Source organism: Winogradskyella helgolandensis (genome assembly GCF_013404085.1).
Lineage (GTDB): Bacteria > Bacteroidota > Bacteroidia > Flavobacteriales > Flavobacteriaceae > Winogradskyella > Winogradskyella helgolandensis.
The window spans coordinates 1,398,931-1,416,745 of sequence record NZ_JABFHO010000001.1; the positions used below are offsets into that span (position 1 = coordinate 1,398,931).

Below are 17,815 nucleotides of genomic sequence, written 5' to 3' on the forward strand. Positions count from 1 at the left end.
TAAATTTTAAAGTTAATGACATCGTTGTGCTCAGTTTGCTTTTGAGAATGTTTCTTTGTCATATTGGATATTTGCACCTATCCAATAGTAAAAAAATTTAGCTAACTCTTCTTTGTCTTTTAGGTTTTCCTCTGCATAAGTTGTTAAATCCCAGATGTCAAGATTTAATTCATTCGTTTTTTCTATCAACAACTTTATTGATTCTGTTTGAGAGATCACAGAATTAGCTAAAAACAATATGAAAAATGTAATGCAGAAAGTTCGTTTCATAATTGGTGGGAACGAGTTTGTATAAGGTTAGTTGCGCTGGGAACTAATATAGCAAAAGGGGACGAAACTGAGGGGAATTCAGAGAATTTTCCGATTAGCGGGTAGAAACTCGAGCAATTAATTATACCCGGTGTTGTAGCACGCTTTACTTAAATATTAATCCGCAACTGTTGCATTCTAAGTCTTCTATATTAACCTTGTTATTACAGGCTGGGCATTCAGTTTTAACTATAATAATGTTTTTATCATAATTCTTGCTTAATTCATTTAATAATTCCGAATTTGTCTCTTCAATAAAATTAAGTTGTCGCCTTCCAAAATAAAATGGGACATAGTATTGAAAAATCTCAACCCAAAACAACTTGTATTTCTTTTCGTCAATAGCGTATGCAATTACTTTGTATTCAGATTGTAAAGAAATTAATTTGTCAAATAATGTCCTTTCTCTAAACCCTTTTGATCTAATTTCTTTCTTTTCTCTTTTACTTAAATCGACATAAGCTATTAAGGAGCAATTAATGCTTTCAAGAAATTTAAAAGTGTCGGAAGAATTTAGTTTTGGTTTAAAGAAAATTGGGTAGAACAAGAATTTTGAAATTAAAAACCAAACAGATAGAAAAAATAAAATAAAAACTAAAAATGCAATATAAATTGAAGGCTCCATTCTATTCTAAATGTGTTACAACTGGTTATATCATAACTTTTATTACCGATATCCTGTAAACCAATTAGGTTATAGTAAGATTATTGTTACTGTTATCTCGTAAAGATAATTTTTTTTAGAGTAGTATCCTAAGGGTGGTTTATAGGCCATTAAACATCTCGCTTAGTGATGTATTGTATTAAAAGATTGTATTACGTTGCTCATATTCATTTTTCAAACTATCTTTGCACTCGCTTTAAAAAAAATCAAAATCGTATAGTTTGAGTTATTCAAAATCTTCGGTATCAACAGCTTCTGTGATAACAGATTTTAAGGAAATTACCAAAATGGGATTATCCTTAAGTGTGGTGTTTTCTTCTATTGCTGGTTATCTTCTTGGTGCAGAAACGATAAGTTTAACAACACTAGTATTATTGGCTTTTGGTGGCTATTTTATGGTTGGTGCATCTAATGCTTATAACCAAATCATTGAGCGCGACTTAGATGCGCTAATGGACAGAACAAAAAATAGACCAATTCCTGCAGCTCGCATGTCGGTGAATACTGCGTTTATTATAGCCACCACATTTACAATTTTAGGAATAATCACCTTGTATATTATTAACCCTAAAACGGCAATGTATGCGGCGATTTCCATTTTTTTATATACCAGTGTTTATACTCCTTTAAAAACTAAAACATCTTTATCTGTGTTTGTTGGTGCGTTGCCAGGTGCTATACCGTTTATGCTAGGCTGGGTTGCGGCTCGAAATAGTTTTGGTATTGAGGCAGGAACATTATTTGCCATTCAGTTTTTTTGGCAATTTCCGCATTTTTGGTCTATAGGTTGGTTTTTACACGAGGACTATAAAAAAGGGGGATTTCACATGTTGCCCACCGGAAATCCGGATAAAGGAACGGCTGTACAAATTATAATGTATAGTGTGTGGACGATAATTGTCTCTATAATTCCGGTATTAGGATTTACAGGCGATTTAAAATTATCCATTGTAGGGGCTATTTTAGTTTTGATACTTGGTTTAGTTATGTTAGTATATGCCGTGAGGTTATTTAAAGAGCGTTCTATAAAGGCGGCAAAACAACTCATGCTTTCTAGTGTGTTTTATATTACGTTATTACAAATTATATATGTTGTAGATAAATTTTTAAGATAATATGGATTTAACACAAGGAACACAGCAAGTTAAAAATTCACGGGCTAAAAAGATGATGCTTTGGTTTGGTATTGGTGGGCTAATTATGTCCTTCGCAGGATTAATCAGTGCTTTTATTGTAAGTAGTAAACAACGTATGAATGTGGATTGGTTGGTAGATTTTCAATTACCAAGTGCATTTTTTACAAGTTTAGTCCTTATTTTGTTAAGTAGTTTGACTTTTATGCTAGGGAAGCGAGCCTTACAACAAAACAAAATGCAAATGGTAACTGTCTGGTTATTAGCAACTCTAGGCTTGGGTATTGGCTTTGTTTACAGTCAGTTTGTAGGTTTTGGTCAAATAATAATAGACGGTTATAATTTTACAGGACCCACAAGTAATATTACAATGTCTTACATATATGTTATAGCCGTATTGCACATAACGCACGTTATTGCTGGCTTGGTATGTTTGATTGTTGTAATTTATAATCATTTTAAACAAAAGTATAACTCCAACAATATGTTGGGTTTTGAACTAGCAGCCAATTTTTGGCATTTCGTAGATATGCTTTGGCTTGTGCTCTTTTTGTTTTTATATTTTTTTAGATATATAATTTGATTATTTTTGTCCAATCTTAAAAATTTAAATAAATTCTATGGATTCTACAGTAGCTAGTACTGGTACAGAAGAAAAAACTTGGGGTGGAGGTAATAATCCTCTTAGAGCAAGTTACGGAAAATTGATGATGTGGTTTTTCATTGTATCTGATGCATTAACATTTTCAGCTTTCTTGGCCGCTTATGGTTTTTCAAGATTTAAGTTTGTAAACGAATGGCCTATTGCGGACGAAGTGTTTACACACGTACCGTTTTTACATGGTCAGGAGTTGCCAATGATTTACGTGGCATTTATGACGTTTGTACTTATTATGTCGTCAGTAACAATGGTATTAGCAGTAGATGCTGGCCATCACATGAATAAGGCCAAAGTAACCATATATATGTTCTTAACCATTATTGGTGGAGCTATATTTGTTGGGTCTCAAGCTTGGGAATGGGCAACATTTATTCAAGGAGATTATGGTGCTGTTCAAACTAAAGGTGGAAACATTTTACAGTTTGGTGAGTATGTTACCGTTGATGGTGTAGAGAAATTTAAACGCGTATCTATTGAAGATTTAGCTATAGCGCAGGAAAGTGATCGTGTAGATCATGAGCGTAAAAATGGTCTTTGGTTTGAAGATGAAGGGACATTACCACTATTTTCAGTAGCTGAAATATATGCTGGTTTAGAGGCTAACGAAAATGTTCGTGTTAGAAATCAGATGTTAGATGGAAATGGTCATAAAACTGTATTGTCTAGAGCAGAATCTTTAAAGCAAATTAAAGAGAATGGTAAACTGGTTGTAAAAGGTGCTAACCTTGAAGTGAATGAATACGGTACGACATTGTTTGCCGATTTCTTTTTCTTCATTACTGGTTTTCACGGTTTCCACGTTTTGTCTGGAGTTGTGATTAATATTATCATATTTTTTAATGTTGTCCTTGGCACTTACGAACGTCGAGGAAGTTATGAAATGGTAGAGAAAGTTGGTCTATATTGGCACTTTGTCGATTTAGTGTGGGTATTTGTATTCACCTTCTTCTACTTAGTATAAAAAGAAACGAGCATATATAAAATTTTGTCGCTCAAGAAAATAGTTATTAGCGAACACCATGTGTTCTATTTAAAGTAAAAAATAGATTTACATGAAATTAAGATTAGATTATGGCACACGAACATAAATTAGAAATATTTAGAGGACGTTGGAAATTTAAATCCAATACTGAAAAGATTTGGGGAGTTCTAGCTTTCTTAACGTTTATAACAGTTATAGAAGTTGTTTTAGGTATCTATAAACCAGATGTGTTTATGCATACTTTTATGGATCCGATTGAAGGAGGAGGATTCTTTTCAACTTTAGGTAATATTATATTGTCACCAATAGTTTACATGAAGCCTTTAAACCTCATTTTTATTGTATTGACCATTATAAAGGCTTATTATATTGCATGGGATTTTATGCACTTAAGAGATGAAACTGGTAGTATGAGAAAAATGGTGGTATGGACTGGTGTTTTTCTAATATGCTATTTGATGTTTATCTTACTTCAAGAAGGTGGCTACGTTTTTAATGTATACAACGGAAAAGATGCTTTAATTAAGCATAATTTTTAAGTAAAATATATACTTTACACTTCGCTTAGTCAAAGTGTTAAATACAATTAAAAGGTGGTTTTTCTAAACCACCTTTTCTATTTTTGCAATCCAATTGTTAAAGGCTTTAAAACTTATATTTTAGCCGCTACCTAACAGGTTTTATTTTTGAAAAGATGAACGCAGACAAAACAAAACGTTATATCGTTCTCGGTATTTTATTCTTTTTACCAGTTGCTTTTTTATTGATGCTTTATCCTGCTCAACACAATTACGAACCATTAAATGTGGTTAATGAAAATGTATCTGATTTAGACTATTTTGTTTCAGAGCATACAGATTCTATTCTTTTAAAAGATCATATTACTGTTTTAGGGTTCTTAGGAAAAACACCTTTGGATAAAAATATTGAGGCTTTAAATTTAAAAGAATTGGTCTATGATAAATTTAAAGGCTTTAAAAAGTTTCAAATAGTAATTGTTGTTCCAGAAGGCACTGAAGAAGACATAAAATTACTAAAAACAGAAATTAACACTTACGAAGACTTAAAGTATTGGCATTACGTTTATGGTACTGAAGGAGAAATTAAAACCCTCTTTAGCACCTTAAAATCTAAGGTAAGTCTGGCCGAAGATCTTTCAACAGATCATGTTTATATTATCGATAAGGATTTAAGCCAACGAGGAAGGTTAGATGGAAGAACGGAAAGAGAAGTTGAAGACCAAAAACCAGTATTTAGTGTCTATTCTTATAATACTATTGAAGTCGATGAAATTAAGAATATGATGAGTGATGATGTTAGGATCCTATTTACAGAATACCGTCAAAAGCGTGAAGGTAAGTTTGAGAATTCTGATGCAAGAAGAAATAGAGAATTAAAGCAAGATAATGAGTAAGAAAACAAATTATTCGTATGTTGGAATTACATTTATAATTCTAGTGTTTGGGATTATATTCATTCCAAAAATTATAGATCGGGTAAGTGATGGTGATATCATAAGAGATGAGAGCCGAAGTGAAGGTGTTTCTAAGATTACTTCAGGAAATTCACAGAAAAGTGATTTGAGCTATTTAGAAATTAATGGTGAGCCTAAAAAAGTTCCAGCATTTAGTTTTACAAATCAGGATGGTGAAACTATTTCAAATGAGGATTATATGGGCAAAGTTTATGTTGTAGAGTTTTTCTTTACGACATGCCCAACGATTTGTCCCATAATGAATAGAAATTTAGTAGAGGTTCAAAATCAATTTAATGGTTTGGAGAATTTTGGAGTTGCCTCATTCACCATTTCTCCAGAGATTGATACACCAGAAGTTTTAAAAGCTTATGCAGAGAAGTATGGGATTACAAATCCTAATTGGCACTTAATGACAGGAGATGAAACAGCCATCTACAAACTAGCAAATGAAGGCTTTAATTTATATACCGCTAAAGATGATAGTGCTGAAGGTGGTTTTGAGCATTCCGGGAATTTTGCATTAATAGACAAAGAAGGCTTTATTAGATCTAGAACTGATGATTTTGGAAATCCAAAGATTTTTTATAACGGATTAATCCCAGAGGCTGATGGTGTTGATGATGAAGGTATGTCTCAAGAAATCACCATACTAAAAGAGGATATTGCTAAACTTTTAAAGGAGTAACCATGAATATAGTTGACCACGAAAAAGCAAAAAAATACAATAAATGGGTTGTTGTATTATCTATTGTAATCCCTTTAGCTGTCGCAGCGCTGTTTGGTGTTAACCTCCGTAGTTTAGGTTTTGATGTAGAACCTTTAACCATTTTGCCTCCAGTTTATGCCACAATTAACGGATTTACGGCTGTGCTTTTAATTGGCGCCGTAATGGCGATAAAAAATAAGAATGTTGTTTTACACGAAAATTTAATGACAACCGCAATATATTGTTCGGTGGTGTTTTTGGTACTTTATGTGGCCTATCATATGACGAGCGATTCAACAAAATTTGGCGGTGAAGGAGTGATAGCCTATGTGTATTACTTTATTTTAATTAGTCATATTATATTATCTGTTATAATTATTCCGTTTGTGTTAATTACCTACGTAAGGGCAATAACTAATGATGTAGAACGTCATAAAAAGATTGCTAAAATTACATTCCCTATGTGGTTGTATGTTGCGATAACTGGTGTTATAGTTTATATTATGATTTCTCCTTATTACGTTTAATTATGAATAAAAAAATCGTTTTTCTTCTTTTATCTTTTCTCTTTTTTATAAAATCGAATGCACAATGCGCTATGTGTAGGGCTGTTTTAGAAAGTGGTGACGATCAATCTATGGCTGAAGGGATTAATGATGGTATTGTTTTCTTAATGGCAGTACCTTATATTTTGATTGGAACTATAGGCTTTATTATTTACCGAAAATTTAATAAACCAGATAAGATTAAAGAAACAGAGTAAAAGCTGTAACATTTTAGTCTTTTCAGAGTCTAATATATAGTGCTCATTTAAGAACTGGTCCGTGCTAATAATTATTGGTAGACAAGGTATTAACAATTCGTTGGGACGAAAACCTCACGAATTTTCTTAAAATTGTACAACCTAACTAACCACATTATGATTCATATAAAGGATTTACACAAATCTTACCACATGGGAAGCAATTCTCTACACGTCTTAAAAGGTATTAACTTTGATGTAAAAGAAGGTGAGTTAGTCTCAATTATGGGGTCTTCGGGTTCCGGAAAATCTACATTATTAAATATTTTAGGGATGTTAGATGAAGCTGATTCAGGTCAGTATATTCTAGATGGTGTTCCTATTAAAAATCTTAACGAAAAAATTGCGGCAAAATATAGAAATGAATTTCTTGGTTTCATTTTTCAGTCGTTTAATTTAATCAATTACAAAAGTGCTTTAGATAATGTGTCTATGCCTTTATACTACAAAGGTGTAAAACGAAAAGAGCGTACCGAAAGAGCCATGCATTATCTCGAAAAAGTAGGTTTGGCACAATGGTCACATCATTTACCTAGTGAACTTTCTGGTGGTCAAAAACAACGTGTAGCCATTGCTCGAGCCTTAGCAAGTGACCCAAAAGTATTGTTAGCAGATGAGCCGACAGGAGCTTTAGATACCAAAACCTCTTATGAAGTTATGGAACTTATTCAGGGTATTAATGATGAAGGGAAAACGATCTTAGTGGTTACTCACGAAGATGATATTGCACACATGACTAAGCGTATTGTTAATCTAAAAGACGGTTTAATTATAGATGATAGTCCAGTAGAACAAATAAGAGCATCAGCACATGTTTGATCTAGAACGTTGGCAAGAGATCTTTGAAACGTTAAGCAAAAATAAATTGCGAACGTTTTTAACAGGTTTATCTGTAGCATCAGGAATCTTTATTTTGGTCATACTTCTCGGATTTAGTGAAGGTATCGCTAATGGTGTAAAATCGCAGTTTGAACAAGATGCAGCCAATAAAATTTCAGTATGGACAGGAGTCACTACAAAAGGCTATAAAGGATTAAATCCAGGTCGCTATATTCAACTTAAAAATTCTAGCTTCGACGCTATTGAAAATGAATATGATGATTATTTTGAATATCGCACCAAAGATTATATGATTTGGGGAGGAACTGTTACTTATAACAATGAATCTGGAAACTATCGTGTTAGAGGAACCATGCCAGATAATCAGTTTATTGAGAATGCCGATATGGGTTCTGGTCGCTTTATTAGTCAATCGGATATTAATGAAAGTAAAAAAGTAGCCGTCATAGGTAATAAAATAAAAACAGATCTTTTTAAAGGTGAAGACCCCATAAATCAAAATATTCAAGTCTTCGGAATGAACTTTAAGGTGGTTGGGGTTTTTTATGATCCAGGTGGAGACCGTGAAGAAGGTCAAGTTTATATTCCGCTGACTACAGCTCAAAAAGTGTTTAATGCTGGAGAAAATATTAGAAACATGGCATTCACGGTGAAAATGGCAGATAATTTTGATGAAGCCGTAGCTATGTCTAATGCCATTGCTTTAGGAATAGAACAAAAAGTTAAAGAAATTCATACGGTTGCGCCAGACGATATAAGTGCTGTAAGAGTAAATAATACATTGGAACAAGCTCAGAAAATCTATTCATTAATTGCGACTATCAGAGCTGTATTTTGGTTTGTAGGAATAGGAACTATCATTGCAGGTATTGTAGGTGTAGGTAATATTATGCTCATCATCGTAAAAGAACGTACTAAAGAAATCGGAATTCGGAAAGCCTTAGGCGCACTGCCAATGTCTATTGTAGGTATGATTTTACAAGAAGCTGTTTTTGTAACCATGTTCTCTGGTTTATTTGGGTTAATTTTTGGGCTCGGGCTATTAGAACTTGTAGGACCATTAATAGAGAGTGACTTTATAAAATATCCACAAGTAGATTTTAATATTGCACTAACTACAGTGTTTTTGTTAGTGTTTGCAGGTGCTTTAGCAGGTTTTATTCCTGCATATAGAGCAGCAATGATTAAACCAATTGACGCATTAAGAGACGAATAATATGTTTAGTAGAGACCGTTGGGATGAAATACTAGAAGCGCTAAGTGCTAATAAATTTAGAACGTTTTTAACTGCGTTTGGTGTTTTTTGGGGTATTACAATCTTAGTCTTGTTATTGGCCTTAACTAATGGTCTGAAAAATGGAGTGACAGCAGATTTTGGAGATTTTGCCACCAATTCTATGTTTATGTGGACGCAAGGCACATCAAAGCCCTATAAAGGTTTGCCAAAAGGACGTTATTTTAATTATAAAATAGATGACATTGCTGCTATTAAATCAGAGATTCCTAATTTAAAATATGTGTCTCCTAGAAATCAGTTAGGTGGTTATAATGGAGCAAATAACGTAACAAGAGGAACAAAAACAGGTGCTTTTGAAATATATGGTGATTATCCAGAATATATAAATCAGCAACCGATGGATATTCTTCAAGGTCGCTTCATAAGTTATTCAGATATCGATGCCAAACGAAAAGTATGTGTCATCGGTACAGGTGTTGAAAAAGGACTTTACGATAAAGGTGAAGCCGTATTAGGAACCTACATTAAAGTGAATGGTGTCAATTTTTTGGTTGTTGGAACCTTTAAAATGAGTAATAGTCAAGGAGATGATGAGCAAGATGCAAGTACCATTTATATGCCTTTTACAACCTTTGGTCAGGCCTTTAATAGAGGTGAAAATGTGGGGTGGATGGCGATCACAGCGGTTGATGATGTCAGTATCACATCATTAAAACAGCAAGTTTTCGATTTAATGAAATTTAGACATAAAGTAGATCCGACGGACGATCGTGCTATTGGTCATTTTGATTTATCAGAACAATTTGGACGCGTTAATGGTTTGTTTTCAATTTTAAGTTTAGTGGGCTATTTTGTTGGAGCATTAGTGTTAATGTCTGGTATTATTGGTATCAGTAATATTATGCTTATTGTCGTTAAAGAGCGAACTAAAGAAATTGGAGTAAGACGCGCTTTAGGAGCTAGTCCATGGAGTATAAAATCGCAAATTTTACAAGAAAGTCTCGTTTTAACGATTCTTTCTGGAATGGTTGGTATTTCTTTTTCAGCATTTGTAGTTTGGGTGATGAATGCCATATTAGATAGTGTGGGGCCTGTTCAAAATTTTGCAAATCCCAGCGTTGATATATCAGTTATAGTAATAGCTTTAATTATACTAGTTGTATCTGGATTATTAGCAGGATTAATACCAGCAAATAGTGCAACTAAAATGAAACCGGTTGACGCCCTAAGGATAGAATAAGTATTATATAATCAATTTAACTAATGAAAAGAACAACAACTATTATCGTTTTATTATTAATCGTCTTTGGCTTTTTAGGAGCTCTTTATTTCTTTTGGATAAAAGGACAAGAAGATCCCATTACTTACACTTCAGAATCACCAACTGAAGAAACTATAATCGTTAAAACGGTGGCCACGGGAAGTATTGTGCCAAAGGAAGAAATATTAATTAAGCCAAATATTTCAGGAGTTATCGAACAGATTTTTATAGAAGCTGGTGAGTATGTTGAGCAAGGAGATCTTATTGCTCAAATTAAAGTGATACCAAATGCGTCAAGTTTAACAAGTGCAAAAAATAATATAGCAACGAATCAAACTGCACTGCAAACGGCACAAATAAATTTACAAACCCAACAGTCTAACTACGATAGACAAAAAGCTTTGTTTGATAAGGGGGTTATTTCAGCCAATGATTTTGAAGGTATAAATAATTCATATTTACAAGCTAAACAAAGTGTAGAACAAGCTAAAATTAATGTAAACTCCGCCAATCAAAATTATGATATTATTAAAACAGGTACCACATCTGGTTTAGGAAATATAGCACAGACACAGGTAAGAGCAACCGTTTCAGGGATGGTTTTAGATGTTCCTGTAAAAGCAGGGAACCAAGTTATTGAAGCTAATAATTTTAATGAAGGTACTTCAATTGCGTCTTTAGCAGATGTAAAACAAATGATTTTTGAAGGCAAAGTAGATGAAAGTGAAGTGGGTAAAATTAAAGAAGGCTTACCATTAGAAATTACAGTTGGTGCTATTGAAGATAAAACATTTGATGCTGTATTAGATTACATTGCTCCAAAAGGAGTTGCAGAAAATGGAGCCATTCAATTTGAAATAAAAGGATCGTTGAAAAAAATGGATTCAATATTTATTAGAGCAGGTTTAAGTGCCAATGCGTCTATTATTTTAGAAAAAGTAGAAAGCGTATTAGCGATTAAAGAAGCCTTAGTGCAATACGATAAGGAAACAAAAAAGCCCTATGTAGAGATTGAGATTGGAGATCAGGAATTTGAAAGAAAAGATGTAGAATTAGGGATTAGTGATGGTATTTTTGTAGAAGTAAAAAATGGCATTTCAAAATCCGATAAGATTAAAGTTTGGAATCAAGTACAAGGCGTACCTCAATACGCACAACAATAAATTTCAAAATTACTGTAACACTTTAAGTTTTATATAGACAAACAAGTATCATGAAGAAAACAATCATAGTAGCATTACTTCTTTTTGGAGTTTTAGTACAAGGGCAAAATAAAAAATGGACGCTAAAAGAGTGTGTAGAATATGCCTTACAAAATAATATTTCTGTTAAACAAAGTGAGTTAGATGTAGAGTCTGCAGATATAGATAAGCTAACAGCTGTGGGTAATTTTCTTCCAAGTGTAAACTTAGGAGTAGGTCTTTCTGAAAATACCGGACTTAGTTTTAACCCAATTACCAATAATGCAGAAACCACAACGTTTTTATCTGCGAGTGGAAATATTAATGTTGGTTATACACTATTTGATGGACTTAGAAATATTAGAACTGTTCAACGTGCAGAGATTTCTAAACTAGCTAGTCTATACCGATTAGATAAGATGAAAGATGATATTTCTCTTTTTGTTGCTAATGGTTATTTACAGGTTATTTTAAACAAAGCGAACCTCGAAGTTTTAAAGTCTCAGAATGCAGTGACGCAAGAACAGATGGAAAGAACACAACAATTAGTTGATGCAGGTTCATTACCAAGAGGTGATTTATTAGAAATACGTGCTACAGATGCCAATGAGAAGCAGTCTATAGTAAACGCTGAAAACACAGTTCAAATTTCATTAATTAGTTTAGCTCAGTTATTGTTGATTAAAGATTATGAAAACTTTGATATTGAGGATGAAGGTTATGATATAATTGATGATGGTATTTCTAGCAAATCTGCAGATGAAATAATTGAAGGAGCCATAGAAAATAGATCCGAAATTAAGATTGCACAATCTAATGTGGAATTAGCGGAAAAAGACCTTCAGATTGCAAAAGGGAGTTACCTTCCAACGCTTTCAGCATTTTTTGGTTACAATACGAGATATTCAAATACAAAATCTTTTATTTCAGAAATAGATCCTGATAATCCTATAGTAACACAACAAATAGGTACTGTGCAAGGTACTGGAGAGGTTGTCGTAGGTGAATTTCCAAACACACTAACCACCGTAGTTGGTGCAGATCCATTTTTTGATCAATTGTATCTCAATGATGGTATTTCTTATGGGTTGTCTCTAAATATTCCTATTTTAAATGGATTTAGCGTCAAAGGAAATGTTCAGAGAAATAAAATTAATTTAGAACGTTCAAAATTTTTATTAGAACAAGCAGAATTAGATTTAGAATCCTCAGTGTATCAAGCTCATGTTGATGCTAAAGGAGCCATGAAGTCTTATGAAGCCGCAAAACTAGCATTAGAATCGCAAGAATTAGCTTATGATTATGCTAAAGAACGCTATGATGTAGGGTTAACCAATGCCTTCGATTTTAGTCAGTCTAAGCAACGATTTGATAATGCGAAGATTCAGCTTAATCAAGCTAAATACGATTATATTTTTAAGTTGAAGGTTCTAGAATTATATTTTGGAATACCGGCAACAGAATTAAAGTTTTAATTATGAGCAAAACAGTAAAAATTATTATCATACTTTTTGTTGCTGTACTATTATTAGTACTTGCAGGATCTAAAATGGGATGGTTTGGTGAAAAAGGTGATTTTAAAGAAGTCACTGTAAAAGAGGTGACTTTAAAAGATATTGTTGAAACCGTATCTGCAACAGGAAAAATTCAACCAGAAATTGAGGTAAAAATATCTTCAGAAGTTTCAGGTGAAATTTTAGAGTTACCCTTCAAGGAAGGTGAAGAGGTTAAAAAAGGTGATTTGTTGGTTCGTGTGAATCCAGATTTAATTCAGTCTGCAGTGAGTAGAACCCAAGCATCTTATCAAAATGTGAGAGCAGGTTTAGAACAAGCGGAAGCCAATTTAAAACAAGCAAAAGCCGATTACGATAGAAATCAAATTCTTTTTAATAAAGGAGTTATTTCTAAGGCCGATTGGGATCGTTCTATTGCAACTTATGAAACTGCGGTTGCAGGGAAAAGCTCTGCATATTACAGTGTGCAGAGTGCTGCTGCAACGGTGAACGAAGCAAAAGACAATTTGAGTAGAACAACGATTTATTCTCCAATGACAGGAACCATTTCACTCTTAAGTGTAGAGTTAGGTGAACGTGTTGTAGGTACACAGCAAATGGCAGGTACGCCAATTTTGAGTGTGGCTAACCTAAAGAATATGGAAGTTGAAGTTGACGTGAATGAGAATGATATCGTAAAAGTGAACATTGGGGATTCTACAATTGTTGAAGTAGATGCCTATTTAAAGAAGCAGTTTAAGGGTGTTGTTACTGCGATTGCAAATTCTGCAGCAGGAACTTTAGCAGCAGATCAAGTAACCAATTTTAAAGTTAAGGTTAGAATTATTGAAGATTCCTATAAAGACCTAACAGAGGGAAGGCCTGAAACCTATTCTCCTTTCAGACCAGGAATGACAGCAACAGTAGATATTATTACAAAAACTAGAAAACACGCTATTTCTGTACCTATTAGTGCTATTGTGATTAAAACGGATACGAGCTCAACAAAGAAATCTTACGAGAAAATGACACGTATAGATTCAGGAGATTATAATACTGAAGAACAAAAATTTGAATGTGTATTTGTCAACGAAAACGGTAAGGCAAAATTAAGAGTGGTTAAAACGGGAATTCAAGATGATACCAATATCGAGATCATTTCGGGATTAACTAATGAAGACGAAATCATTACAGGACCGTATATTATGGTCTCTAAAAACTTAAGTCCTGGAGATTTATTAGAAGTAACAAATAAAAGTTCCTTAGAAGCTTCTAACACTGAAAGCGAGGAATAAAAATACAACTAGCCAATGGCATTAGTGCTAAATATAGAAACAGCAACTACAAATTGTTCAGTCTCTCTGTCTAAGGATGGAGAGATTTTAGTTTTAAAAGAAGATAATAGTTTAGGTTTTTCTCATGCAGAAACACTACATCTTTTTATTGATGAAGTCATTAAGGTTTCAAAAATTAAACCTTCTGAAATTGATGCTATAGCCGTAAGTAAAGGACCTGGTTCTTATACGGGTTTACGCATTGGAGTATCTTCAGCAAAGGGCTTATGTTTTGCTTTAGACAAACCTTTAATTGCAGTGTCTACATTAGAAAGTTTAGCGCATCAGGTTACATTTAGAGATGGATTTATAATTCCGATGTTAGATGCTAGACGTATGGAAGTGTATTCGGCTATTTATAATTCTAAGTTAGAATTGCATAGAGAAATCCAAGCCGAAATCCTCACAGAAGAGAGTTACAGTGACCTTCTAAAAGACCATAAGATTTATTTTATAGGAAATGGTGTTGAAAAGACTAAAAGCTTAATTCAGCATCCTAATGCTGTTTTTATAGAAGGGAAACTACCTTCGGCAAATAACATGGCGCTTTTAGCAGAAAACAAGTACAAAAAAAGCGACACCGAAGATGTCGCTTATTTTGAACCTTATTATTTAAAGGATTTTGTAGCTTTAAAAAAGAAAGCTTAACCTTCTTTATGTATTTCTACTTGATGTGGGTAAGGTATTTCAATACCAGCTACATCTAGTGCTTCTTTTACTTGTTCAGTGATATCAAAAAAGACTGTCCAGTAATCTTCAGTTTTACACCAAGGTCTAACCACAAAGTTAATTGAACTGTCAGCTAGTTCAGACAATGCAATTGTTGGTGCAGGATCTTTTAATATTAAAGGATGTGCCGCTAATACTTTACTGAATACGTCTTTAGTTTGTTTAATGTCGGCATCGTAGCTCACACCAAATACTAAATCTACTCGACGTGTTCCTTGTGTCGTATAGTTAACGATGTTTCCGTTAGAAAGTGATCCATTTGGAATAATAATTTCTTTATTAGAAAGACCAATTAATTTAGTAGTGAAGATTTCAATTTCTTTCACCACTCCAATCTCACCTTGAGCTTCTATTAAATCTCCAATCTTAATAGGTTTAAAAATCATAATTAAAACCCCACCGGCAAAGTTAGCTAATGAGCCTTGTAAAGCTAAACCAATAGCTAAACCAGCAGCAGCTAGAATGGCGGCAAAAGATGTTGTTTCTACACCAACAGTACCTAATACTACAATGATTAAAATAATTTTTAAAATCCAATTTAGAAGATTAGATAAGAATTTTTTTAGGCTCTCGTCATAGTTGCCTTTGTTCATTGCTTTTGTAATGCCTTTAAGTAGCATCTTAATTACCCAACTACCAATAATCCATATAACAATAGCACCTAATACTTTAGGGCCAAACTCTATAATAAAATTGTAACCTGCGTCAATCCATTTTTGTGTGTCCATGTTGATTTTTATAATTTTTAATTTAAAGAAAAACTCGACTAATTTTTAGACCGAGTTAGATGTTAATACTAGCGATAATAGAATTTATTTAACTTCGAAAGTCAATTTTAAATTCACTCTGAATTCTGTAACATCGTCACCATTAACAATAGCGCTCTGTTCATTTACATATACAGATTTTATGTTTTTTACAGTTTTGGAAGCTTCTTTAACTGCTTTTTTTGTTGCGTCTTCCCAACTTTTATCTGAGTTAGATAATACTTCAATAACTTTTAATACTGCCATAATATTTTATGTTTTTAGGGTTATATTATATAGACACTAAAAAAAATAAAAAGTCACTAATAAAGGTACTAAATTTTGACCATTTATAGAAGTTACGAGGGGATTATCATTCGGCACGCTATAGTAAAGCTATTGAAATAAGAATATGAGATGTTTACAGATTAACTTAGGATTAAAGAACAGAAAGCTAAAATGAATGCAGATTCACGCTTAATTATTGAGATAAATCTTCTAAACCCGTTTTAGATATAGAAGCTATAAGGTTTCTAAATATTTGAATAAGGTAATTAAATCCTCATCCTCTTTAAGGTTGATTTTGTTTTCCTTTATGAATGCCTTCAATTTACTTGAATGCTCAGGAAATAATGTTAAAAAATCTTTTCTTTTTTGAGGCAATATAGAAACTTTACCATCTATACTATAGAAATAATTACTATTAGCTTTTTTGAACTCTGCAGGCTTGCCGTTGCCATAACCATTAGTAGCTGCTGTTTCTTCATGAAGTTTTATGACTTCTTGTTTTAAAATTGCCATTGAATCAGACTCAAATAAAACGATAAGGAACCCTCTTTTTAATATACCTTCTTTGTTTGTGTAATTAGTGGTTTTATAAACCCTATTGTCTAAGAATGTTAATTCAAATTCTTCAGACACATTTAGGGCAATGGTATCCTTATCAAATATAACTTCCATTTCACCTTGGAAAGCATTGTATCTGCCAGAAAATACTTTATTACCAAACCTTTTAAATTTAACACCTTTGAATGATTCATCCATATATTGAGAACCATTTATATTATCTAACTCACTTTTATTAAGATTTACAGCTCGTGTGATACGATCCATATAGTCTTGCGAGATATTGTTTGTTGTGGAATTTATTTGATTTGTGGACGTGTTTTGCTGTTGTGCATAACTACTTTTAGTGGCTCCTAAAAAAATTAAAAACAAAGAAAAAAGGTGTATTCTGCGTATCATATCTTATAAGTTTTAATTAATAGTAATTAAAACTTAGACTCAATTATTATGCCACATAAAAAGATAATTTATTTAGCCATTTATAGCATTTACAGTAATAGAATTGTCTTTCAACATTTCTTTAAGCATGCTCTCAATTCCGTTTTTTAAAGTGAATGTTGAAGAAGGGCAACCACTACAAGCACCTTGTAATAAGACTTCAACTTTTTTAGTTGCTGCGTCATAAGATTTGAATTCTATATTACCACCATCACTTTCTACAGCCGGTTTAATATATTCTTCAAGAATATTGATAATGTTTTTTGAAGTGTCATCTAAGGCTTCAAATTTTTGCTCAATAGCTTCTTCAGTTTTTTCTAATTGTTTAGGTGCATCATCATTTAATATGGTTTTTCCGTCTTCAATATAAGATTTTAAAAACTCTCGTAATTGAAGCGTGATCTCTTCCCATTCAACAATATCAAACTTAGTAATGGAAATAAAATTCTTTTCCATGTACACATTTTTAATAAATGGGAATTGAAAAAGTTCAGTGGCTAAAGGTGATGGTTTAGCATCTTCAATAGACTTAAATTCAAATATAGCAGGCGCTATAACTTTATTGCAAACAAACTTTAATACACCTGGATTAGGTGTGCTTTCTGCATAAACAGTAACGGCTGCCTTGGGTTTAATAGCGTCTTCACTTACTATAACGCCATCTTTAGATAAATACTCTTCAATTTGTTGTGCAACTTCATTTTCTACATCTTTCCATTCCACTATATTATAACGCTCAATGGCTATAAAGTTTGAAGCGATATATACTTTTTTTACAAAAGGAAGATAGAATAATTGCTGTGCTAAAGGAGAATGTTTAGCGTCATCTATGTTGTTGAATTCGAAACTATTATGATTGGTTAAAAATCGATCTGCTTCAAACTTTTTTATAGCGTCGTTAGAAGTATTGACTATGGAAATCTTGGTCTGGGCCATCTTTTTTATTTGCAAAAATAGGGAATATCATGGTTAAACA

The 17,815-nt window shown here is 32.9% G+C and carries 21 protein-coding genes; 15 read left to right on the forward strand and 6 right to left on the reverse strand.

Going from position 1 to position 17,815, the window contains the following annotated elements:
- Window positions 1–30: 30 nt before the first annotated feature.
- Window positions 31–270, reverse strand: coding sequence for a hypothetical protein (locus HM992_RS05730; protein WP_178985968.1), 240 nt, complete (start codon window positions 268–270; stop codon window positions 31–33).
- 145 nt (window positions 271–415) lie between these two features.
- The gene (locus tag HM992_RS05735; RefSeq protein WP_179319023.1) at window positions 416–934 is read right to left on the reverse strand and encodes a hypothetical protein; all 519 of its coding nucleotides are present in this window, start codon (window positions 932–934) and stop codon (window positions 416–418) included.
- 260 nt (window positions 935–1,194) lie between these two features.
- Between HM992_RS05735 and cyoE the strand changes: the two genes are divergently transcribed.
- The 15 genes from cyoE to tsaB all read left to right on the forward strand — a co-directional run bounded on the left by cyoE (window position 1,195) and on the right by tsaB (window position 14,728).
- Entirely contained in the window at window positions 1,195–2,088 is an 894-nt protein-coding gene (gene cyoE / locus HM992_RS05740; protein WP_178985966.1) for a heme o synthase, read from the forward strand.
- 1 nt (window position 2,089) lies between these two features.
- Window positions 2,090–2,689 carry a cytochrome c oxidase subunit 3 gene (locus HM992_RS05745; protein WP_179319024.1) on the forward strand — a complete coding sequence of 200 codons (600 nt, stop codon included), beginning with the start codon at window positions 2,090–2,092 and terminating at the stop codon, window positions 2,687–2,689.
- A 37-nt stretch (window positions 2,690–2,726) separates the two neighbouring features.
- Entirely contained in the window at window positions 2,727–3,728 is a 1,002-nt protein-coding gene (locus HM992_RS05750; protein WP_179319025.1) for a cytochrome c oxidase subunit 3, read from the forward strand.
- 110 nt (window positions 3,729–3,838) lie between these two features.
- On the forward strand, window positions 3,839–4,288 hold the full coding sequence (locus HM992_RS05755) for a cytochrome C oxidase subunit IV family protein (protein ID WP_178985963.1): 450 nt from the start codon (window positions 3,839–3,841) through the stop codon (window positions 4,286–4,288).
- Between the two features lie 155 nt (window positions 4,289–4,443).
- Window positions 4,444–5,163 carry a hypothetical protein gene (locus tag HM992_RS05760; protein ID WP_179319026.1) on the forward strand — a complete coding sequence of 240 codons (720 nt, stop codon included), beginning with the start codon at window positions 4,444–4,446 and terminating at the stop codon, window positions 5,161–5,163.
- The gene (locus HM992_RS05765; protein ID WP_179319027.1) at window positions 5,156–5,911 is read left to right on the forward strand and encodes an SCO family protein; all 756 of its coding nucleotides are present in this window, start codon (window positions 5,156–5,158) and stop codon (window positions 5,909–5,911) included. Before HM992_RS05760 ends, HM992_RS05765 begins: the two co-directional genes overlap by 8 nt.
- A gap of 2 nt (window positions 5,912–5,913) precedes the next feature.
- Window positions 5,914–6,459, forward strand: a complete 546-nt coding sequence (locus tag HM992_RS05770; RefSeq protein ID WP_178985960.1) for a DUF420 domain-containing protein — start codon at window positions 5,914–5,916, stop codon at window positions 6,457–6,459.
- A gap of 2 nt (window positions 6,460–6,461) precedes the next feature.
- On the forward strand, window positions 6,462–6,695 hold the full coding sequence (locus HM992_RS05775; RefSeq protein WP_178985959.1) for a hypothetical protein: 234 nt from the start codon (window positions 6,462–6,464) through the stop codon (window positions 6,693–6,695).
- Window positions 6,696–6,851: 156 nt separating this feature from the next.
- A complete protein-coding gene (locus HM992_RS05780) occupies window positions 6,852–7,553 on the forward strand; it encodes an ABC transporter ATP-binding protein (protein WP_178985958.1) in 702 nt (233 codons plus the stop codon).
- A complete protein-coding gene (locus HM992_RS05785) occupies window positions 7,546–8,790 on the forward strand; it encodes an ABC transporter permease (protein ID WP_179319028.1) in 1,245 nt (414 codons plus the stop codon). Before HM992_RS05780 ends, HM992_RS05785 begins: the two co-directional genes overlap by 8 nt.
- A 1-nt stretch (window position 8,791) precedes the next feature.
- A complete protein-coding gene (locus HM992_RS05790) occupies window positions 8,792–10,051 on the forward strand; it encodes an ABC transporter permease (protein ID WP_179319029.1) in 1,260 nt (419 codons plus the stop codon).
- Window positions 10,052–10,074: 23 nt separating this feature from the next.
- Window positions 10,075–11,235, forward strand: a complete 1,161-nt coding sequence (locus HM992_RS05795; RefSeq protein ID WP_179319030.1) for an efflux RND transporter periplasmic adaptor subunit — start codon at window positions 10,075–10,077, stop codon at window positions 11,233–11,235.
- A gap of 50 nt (window positions 11,236–11,285) precedes the next feature.
- Window positions 11,286–12,728 carry a TolC family protein gene (locus tag HM992_RS05800; RefSeq protein ID WP_179319031.1) on the forward strand — a complete coding sequence of 481 codons (1,443 nt, stop codon included), beginning with the start codon at window positions 11,286–11,288 and terminating at the stop codon, window positions 12,726–12,728.
- 2 nt (window positions 12,729–12,730) lie between these two features.
- Window positions 12,731–14,041: an efflux RND transporter periplasmic adaptor subunit gene (locus HM992_RS05805; RefSeq protein WP_179319032.1), complete on the forward strand. Its 1,311-nt coding sequence runs from the start codon at window positions 12,731–12,733 to the stop codon at window positions 14,039–14,041.
- A gap of 15 nt (window positions 14,042–14,056) precedes the next feature.
- Window positions 14,057–14,728: a tRNA (adenosine(37)-N6)-threonylcarbamoyltransferase complex dimerization subunit type 1 TsaB gene (gene tsaB, locus HM992_RS05810; RefSeq protein ID WP_178985952.1), complete on the forward strand. Its 672-nt coding sequence runs from the start codon at window positions 14,057–14,059 to the stop codon at window positions 14,726–14,728.
- Here tsaB and HM992_RS05815 read toward each other — a convergent pair.
- From HM992_RS05815 to HM992_RS05830, 4 genes are all read right to left on the reverse strand, one after another.
- Complete coding sequence (locus HM992_RS05815) at window positions 14,725–15,537, reverse strand: mechanosensitive ion channel family protein (RefSeq protein ID WP_178985951.1); 813 nt, start codon at window positions 15,535–15,537, stop codon at window positions 14,725–14,727. The two genes, tsaB and HM992_RS05815, sit on opposite strands and share 4 nt — an antisense overlap.
- A gap of 84 nt (window positions 15,538–15,621) precedes the next feature.
- The gene (locus tag HM992_RS05820; RefSeq protein ID WP_020894643.1) at window positions 15,622–15,822 is read right to left on the reverse strand and encodes a dodecin family protein; all 201 of its coding nucleotides are present in this window, start codon (window positions 15,820–15,822) and stop codon (window positions 15,622–15,624) included.
- Window positions 15,823–16,077: 255 nt separating this feature from the next.
- Window positions 16,078–16,800: a hypothetical protein gene (locus HM992_RS05825; protein WP_179319033.1), complete on the reverse strand. Its 723-nt coding sequence runs from the start codon at window positions 16,798–16,800 to the stop codon at window positions 16,078–16,080.
- A gap of 72 nt (window positions 16,801–16,872) precedes the next feature.
- A complete protein-coding gene (locus HM992_RS05830) occupies window positions 16,873–17,775 on the reverse strand; it encodes a NifU family protein (protein ID WP_178985949.1) in 903 nt (300 codons plus the stop codon).
- Window positions 17,776–17,815 lie beyond the last annotated feature (40 nt).

What these genes read in the sequence shown, in the direction of transcription:
- HM992_RS05730 (WP_178985968.1), bottom strand. Translation starts at nt 270, where the DNA reads ATGAAACGAACTTTCTGCATTACATTTTTCATATTGTTTTTAGCTAAT.
- HM992_RS05735 (WP_179319023.1), bottom strand. Translation starts at nt 934, where the DNA reads ATGGAGCCTTCAATTTATATTGCATTTTTAGTTTTTATTTTATTTTTT.
- HM992_RS05745 (WP_179319024.1), top strand. Translation starts at nt 2,090, where the DNA reads ATGGATTTAACACAAGGAACACAGCAAGTTAAAAATTCACGGGCTAAA.
- HM992_RS05750 (WP_179319025.1), top strand. Translation starts at nt 2,727, where the DNA reads ATGGATTCTACAGTAGCTAGTACTGGTACAGAAGAAAAAACTTGGGGT.
- HM992_RS05755 (WP_178985963.1), top strand. Translation starts at nt 3,839, where the DNA reads ATGGCACACGAACATAAATTAGAAATATTTAGAGGACGTTGGAAATTT.
- HM992_RS05760 (WP_179319026.1), top strand. Translation starts at nt 4,444, where the DNA reads ATGAACGCAGACAAAACAAAACGTTATATCGTTCTCGGTATTTTATTC.
- HM992_RS05765 (WP_179319027.1), top strand. Translation starts at nt 5,156, where the DNA reads ATGAGTAAGAAAACAAATTATTCGTATGTTGGAATTACATTTATAATT.
- HM992_RS05770 (WP_178985960.1), top strand. Translation starts at nt 5,914, where the DNA reads ATGAATATAGTTGACCACGAAAAAGCAAAAAAATACAATAAATGGGTT.
- HM992_RS05775 (WP_178985959.1), top strand. Translation starts at nt 6,462, where the DNA reads ATGAATAAAAAAATCGTTTTTCTTCTTTTATCTTTTCTCTTTTTTATA.
- HM992_RS05780 (WP_178985958.1), top strand. Translation starts at nt 6,852, where the DNA reads ATGATTCATATAAAGGATTTACACAAATCTTACCACATGGGAAGCAAT.
- HM992_RS05785 (WP_179319028.1), top strand. Translation starts at nt 7,546, where the DNA reads ATGTTTGATCTAGAACGTTGGCAAGAGATCTTTGAAACGTTAAGCAAA.
- HM992_RS05790 (WP_179319029.1), top strand. Translation starts at nt 8,792, where the DNA reads ATGTTTAGTAGAGACCGTTGGGATGAAATACTAGAAGCGCTAAGTGCT.
- HM992_RS05795 (WP_179319030.1), top strand. Translation starts at nt 10,075, where the DNA reads ATGAAAAGAACAACAACTATTATCGTTTTATTATTAATCGTCTTTGGC.
- HM992_RS05800 (WP_179319031.1), top strand. Translation starts at nt 11,286, where the DNA reads ATGAAGAAAACAATCATAGTAGCATTACTTCTTTTTGGAGTTTTAGTA.
- HM992_RS05805 (WP_179319032.1), top strand. Translation starts at nt 12,731, where the DNA reads ATGAGCAAAACAGTAAAAATTATTATCATACTTTTTGTTGCTGTACTA.
- tsaB (WP_178985952.1), top strand. Translation starts at nt 14,057, where the DNA reads ATGGCATTAGTGCTAAATATAGAAACAGCAACTACAAATTGTTCAGTC.
- HM992_RS05815 (WP_178985951.1), bottom strand. Translation starts at nt 15,537, where the DNA reads ATGGACACACAAAAATGGATTGACGCAGGTTACAATTTTATTATAGAG.
- HM992_RS05820 (WP_020894643.1), bottom strand. Translation starts at nt 15,822, where the DNA reads ATGGCAGTATTAAAAGTTATTGAAGTATTATCTAACTCAGATAAAAGT.
- HM992_RS05825 (WP_179319033.1), bottom strand. Translation starts at nt 16,800, where the DNA reads ATGATACGCAGAATACACCTTTTTTCTTTGTTTTTAATTTTTTTAGGA.
- HM992_RS05830 (WP_178985949.1), bottom strand. Translation starts at nt 17,775, where the DNA reads ATGGCCCAGACCAAGATTTCCATAGTCAATACTTCTAACGACGCTATA.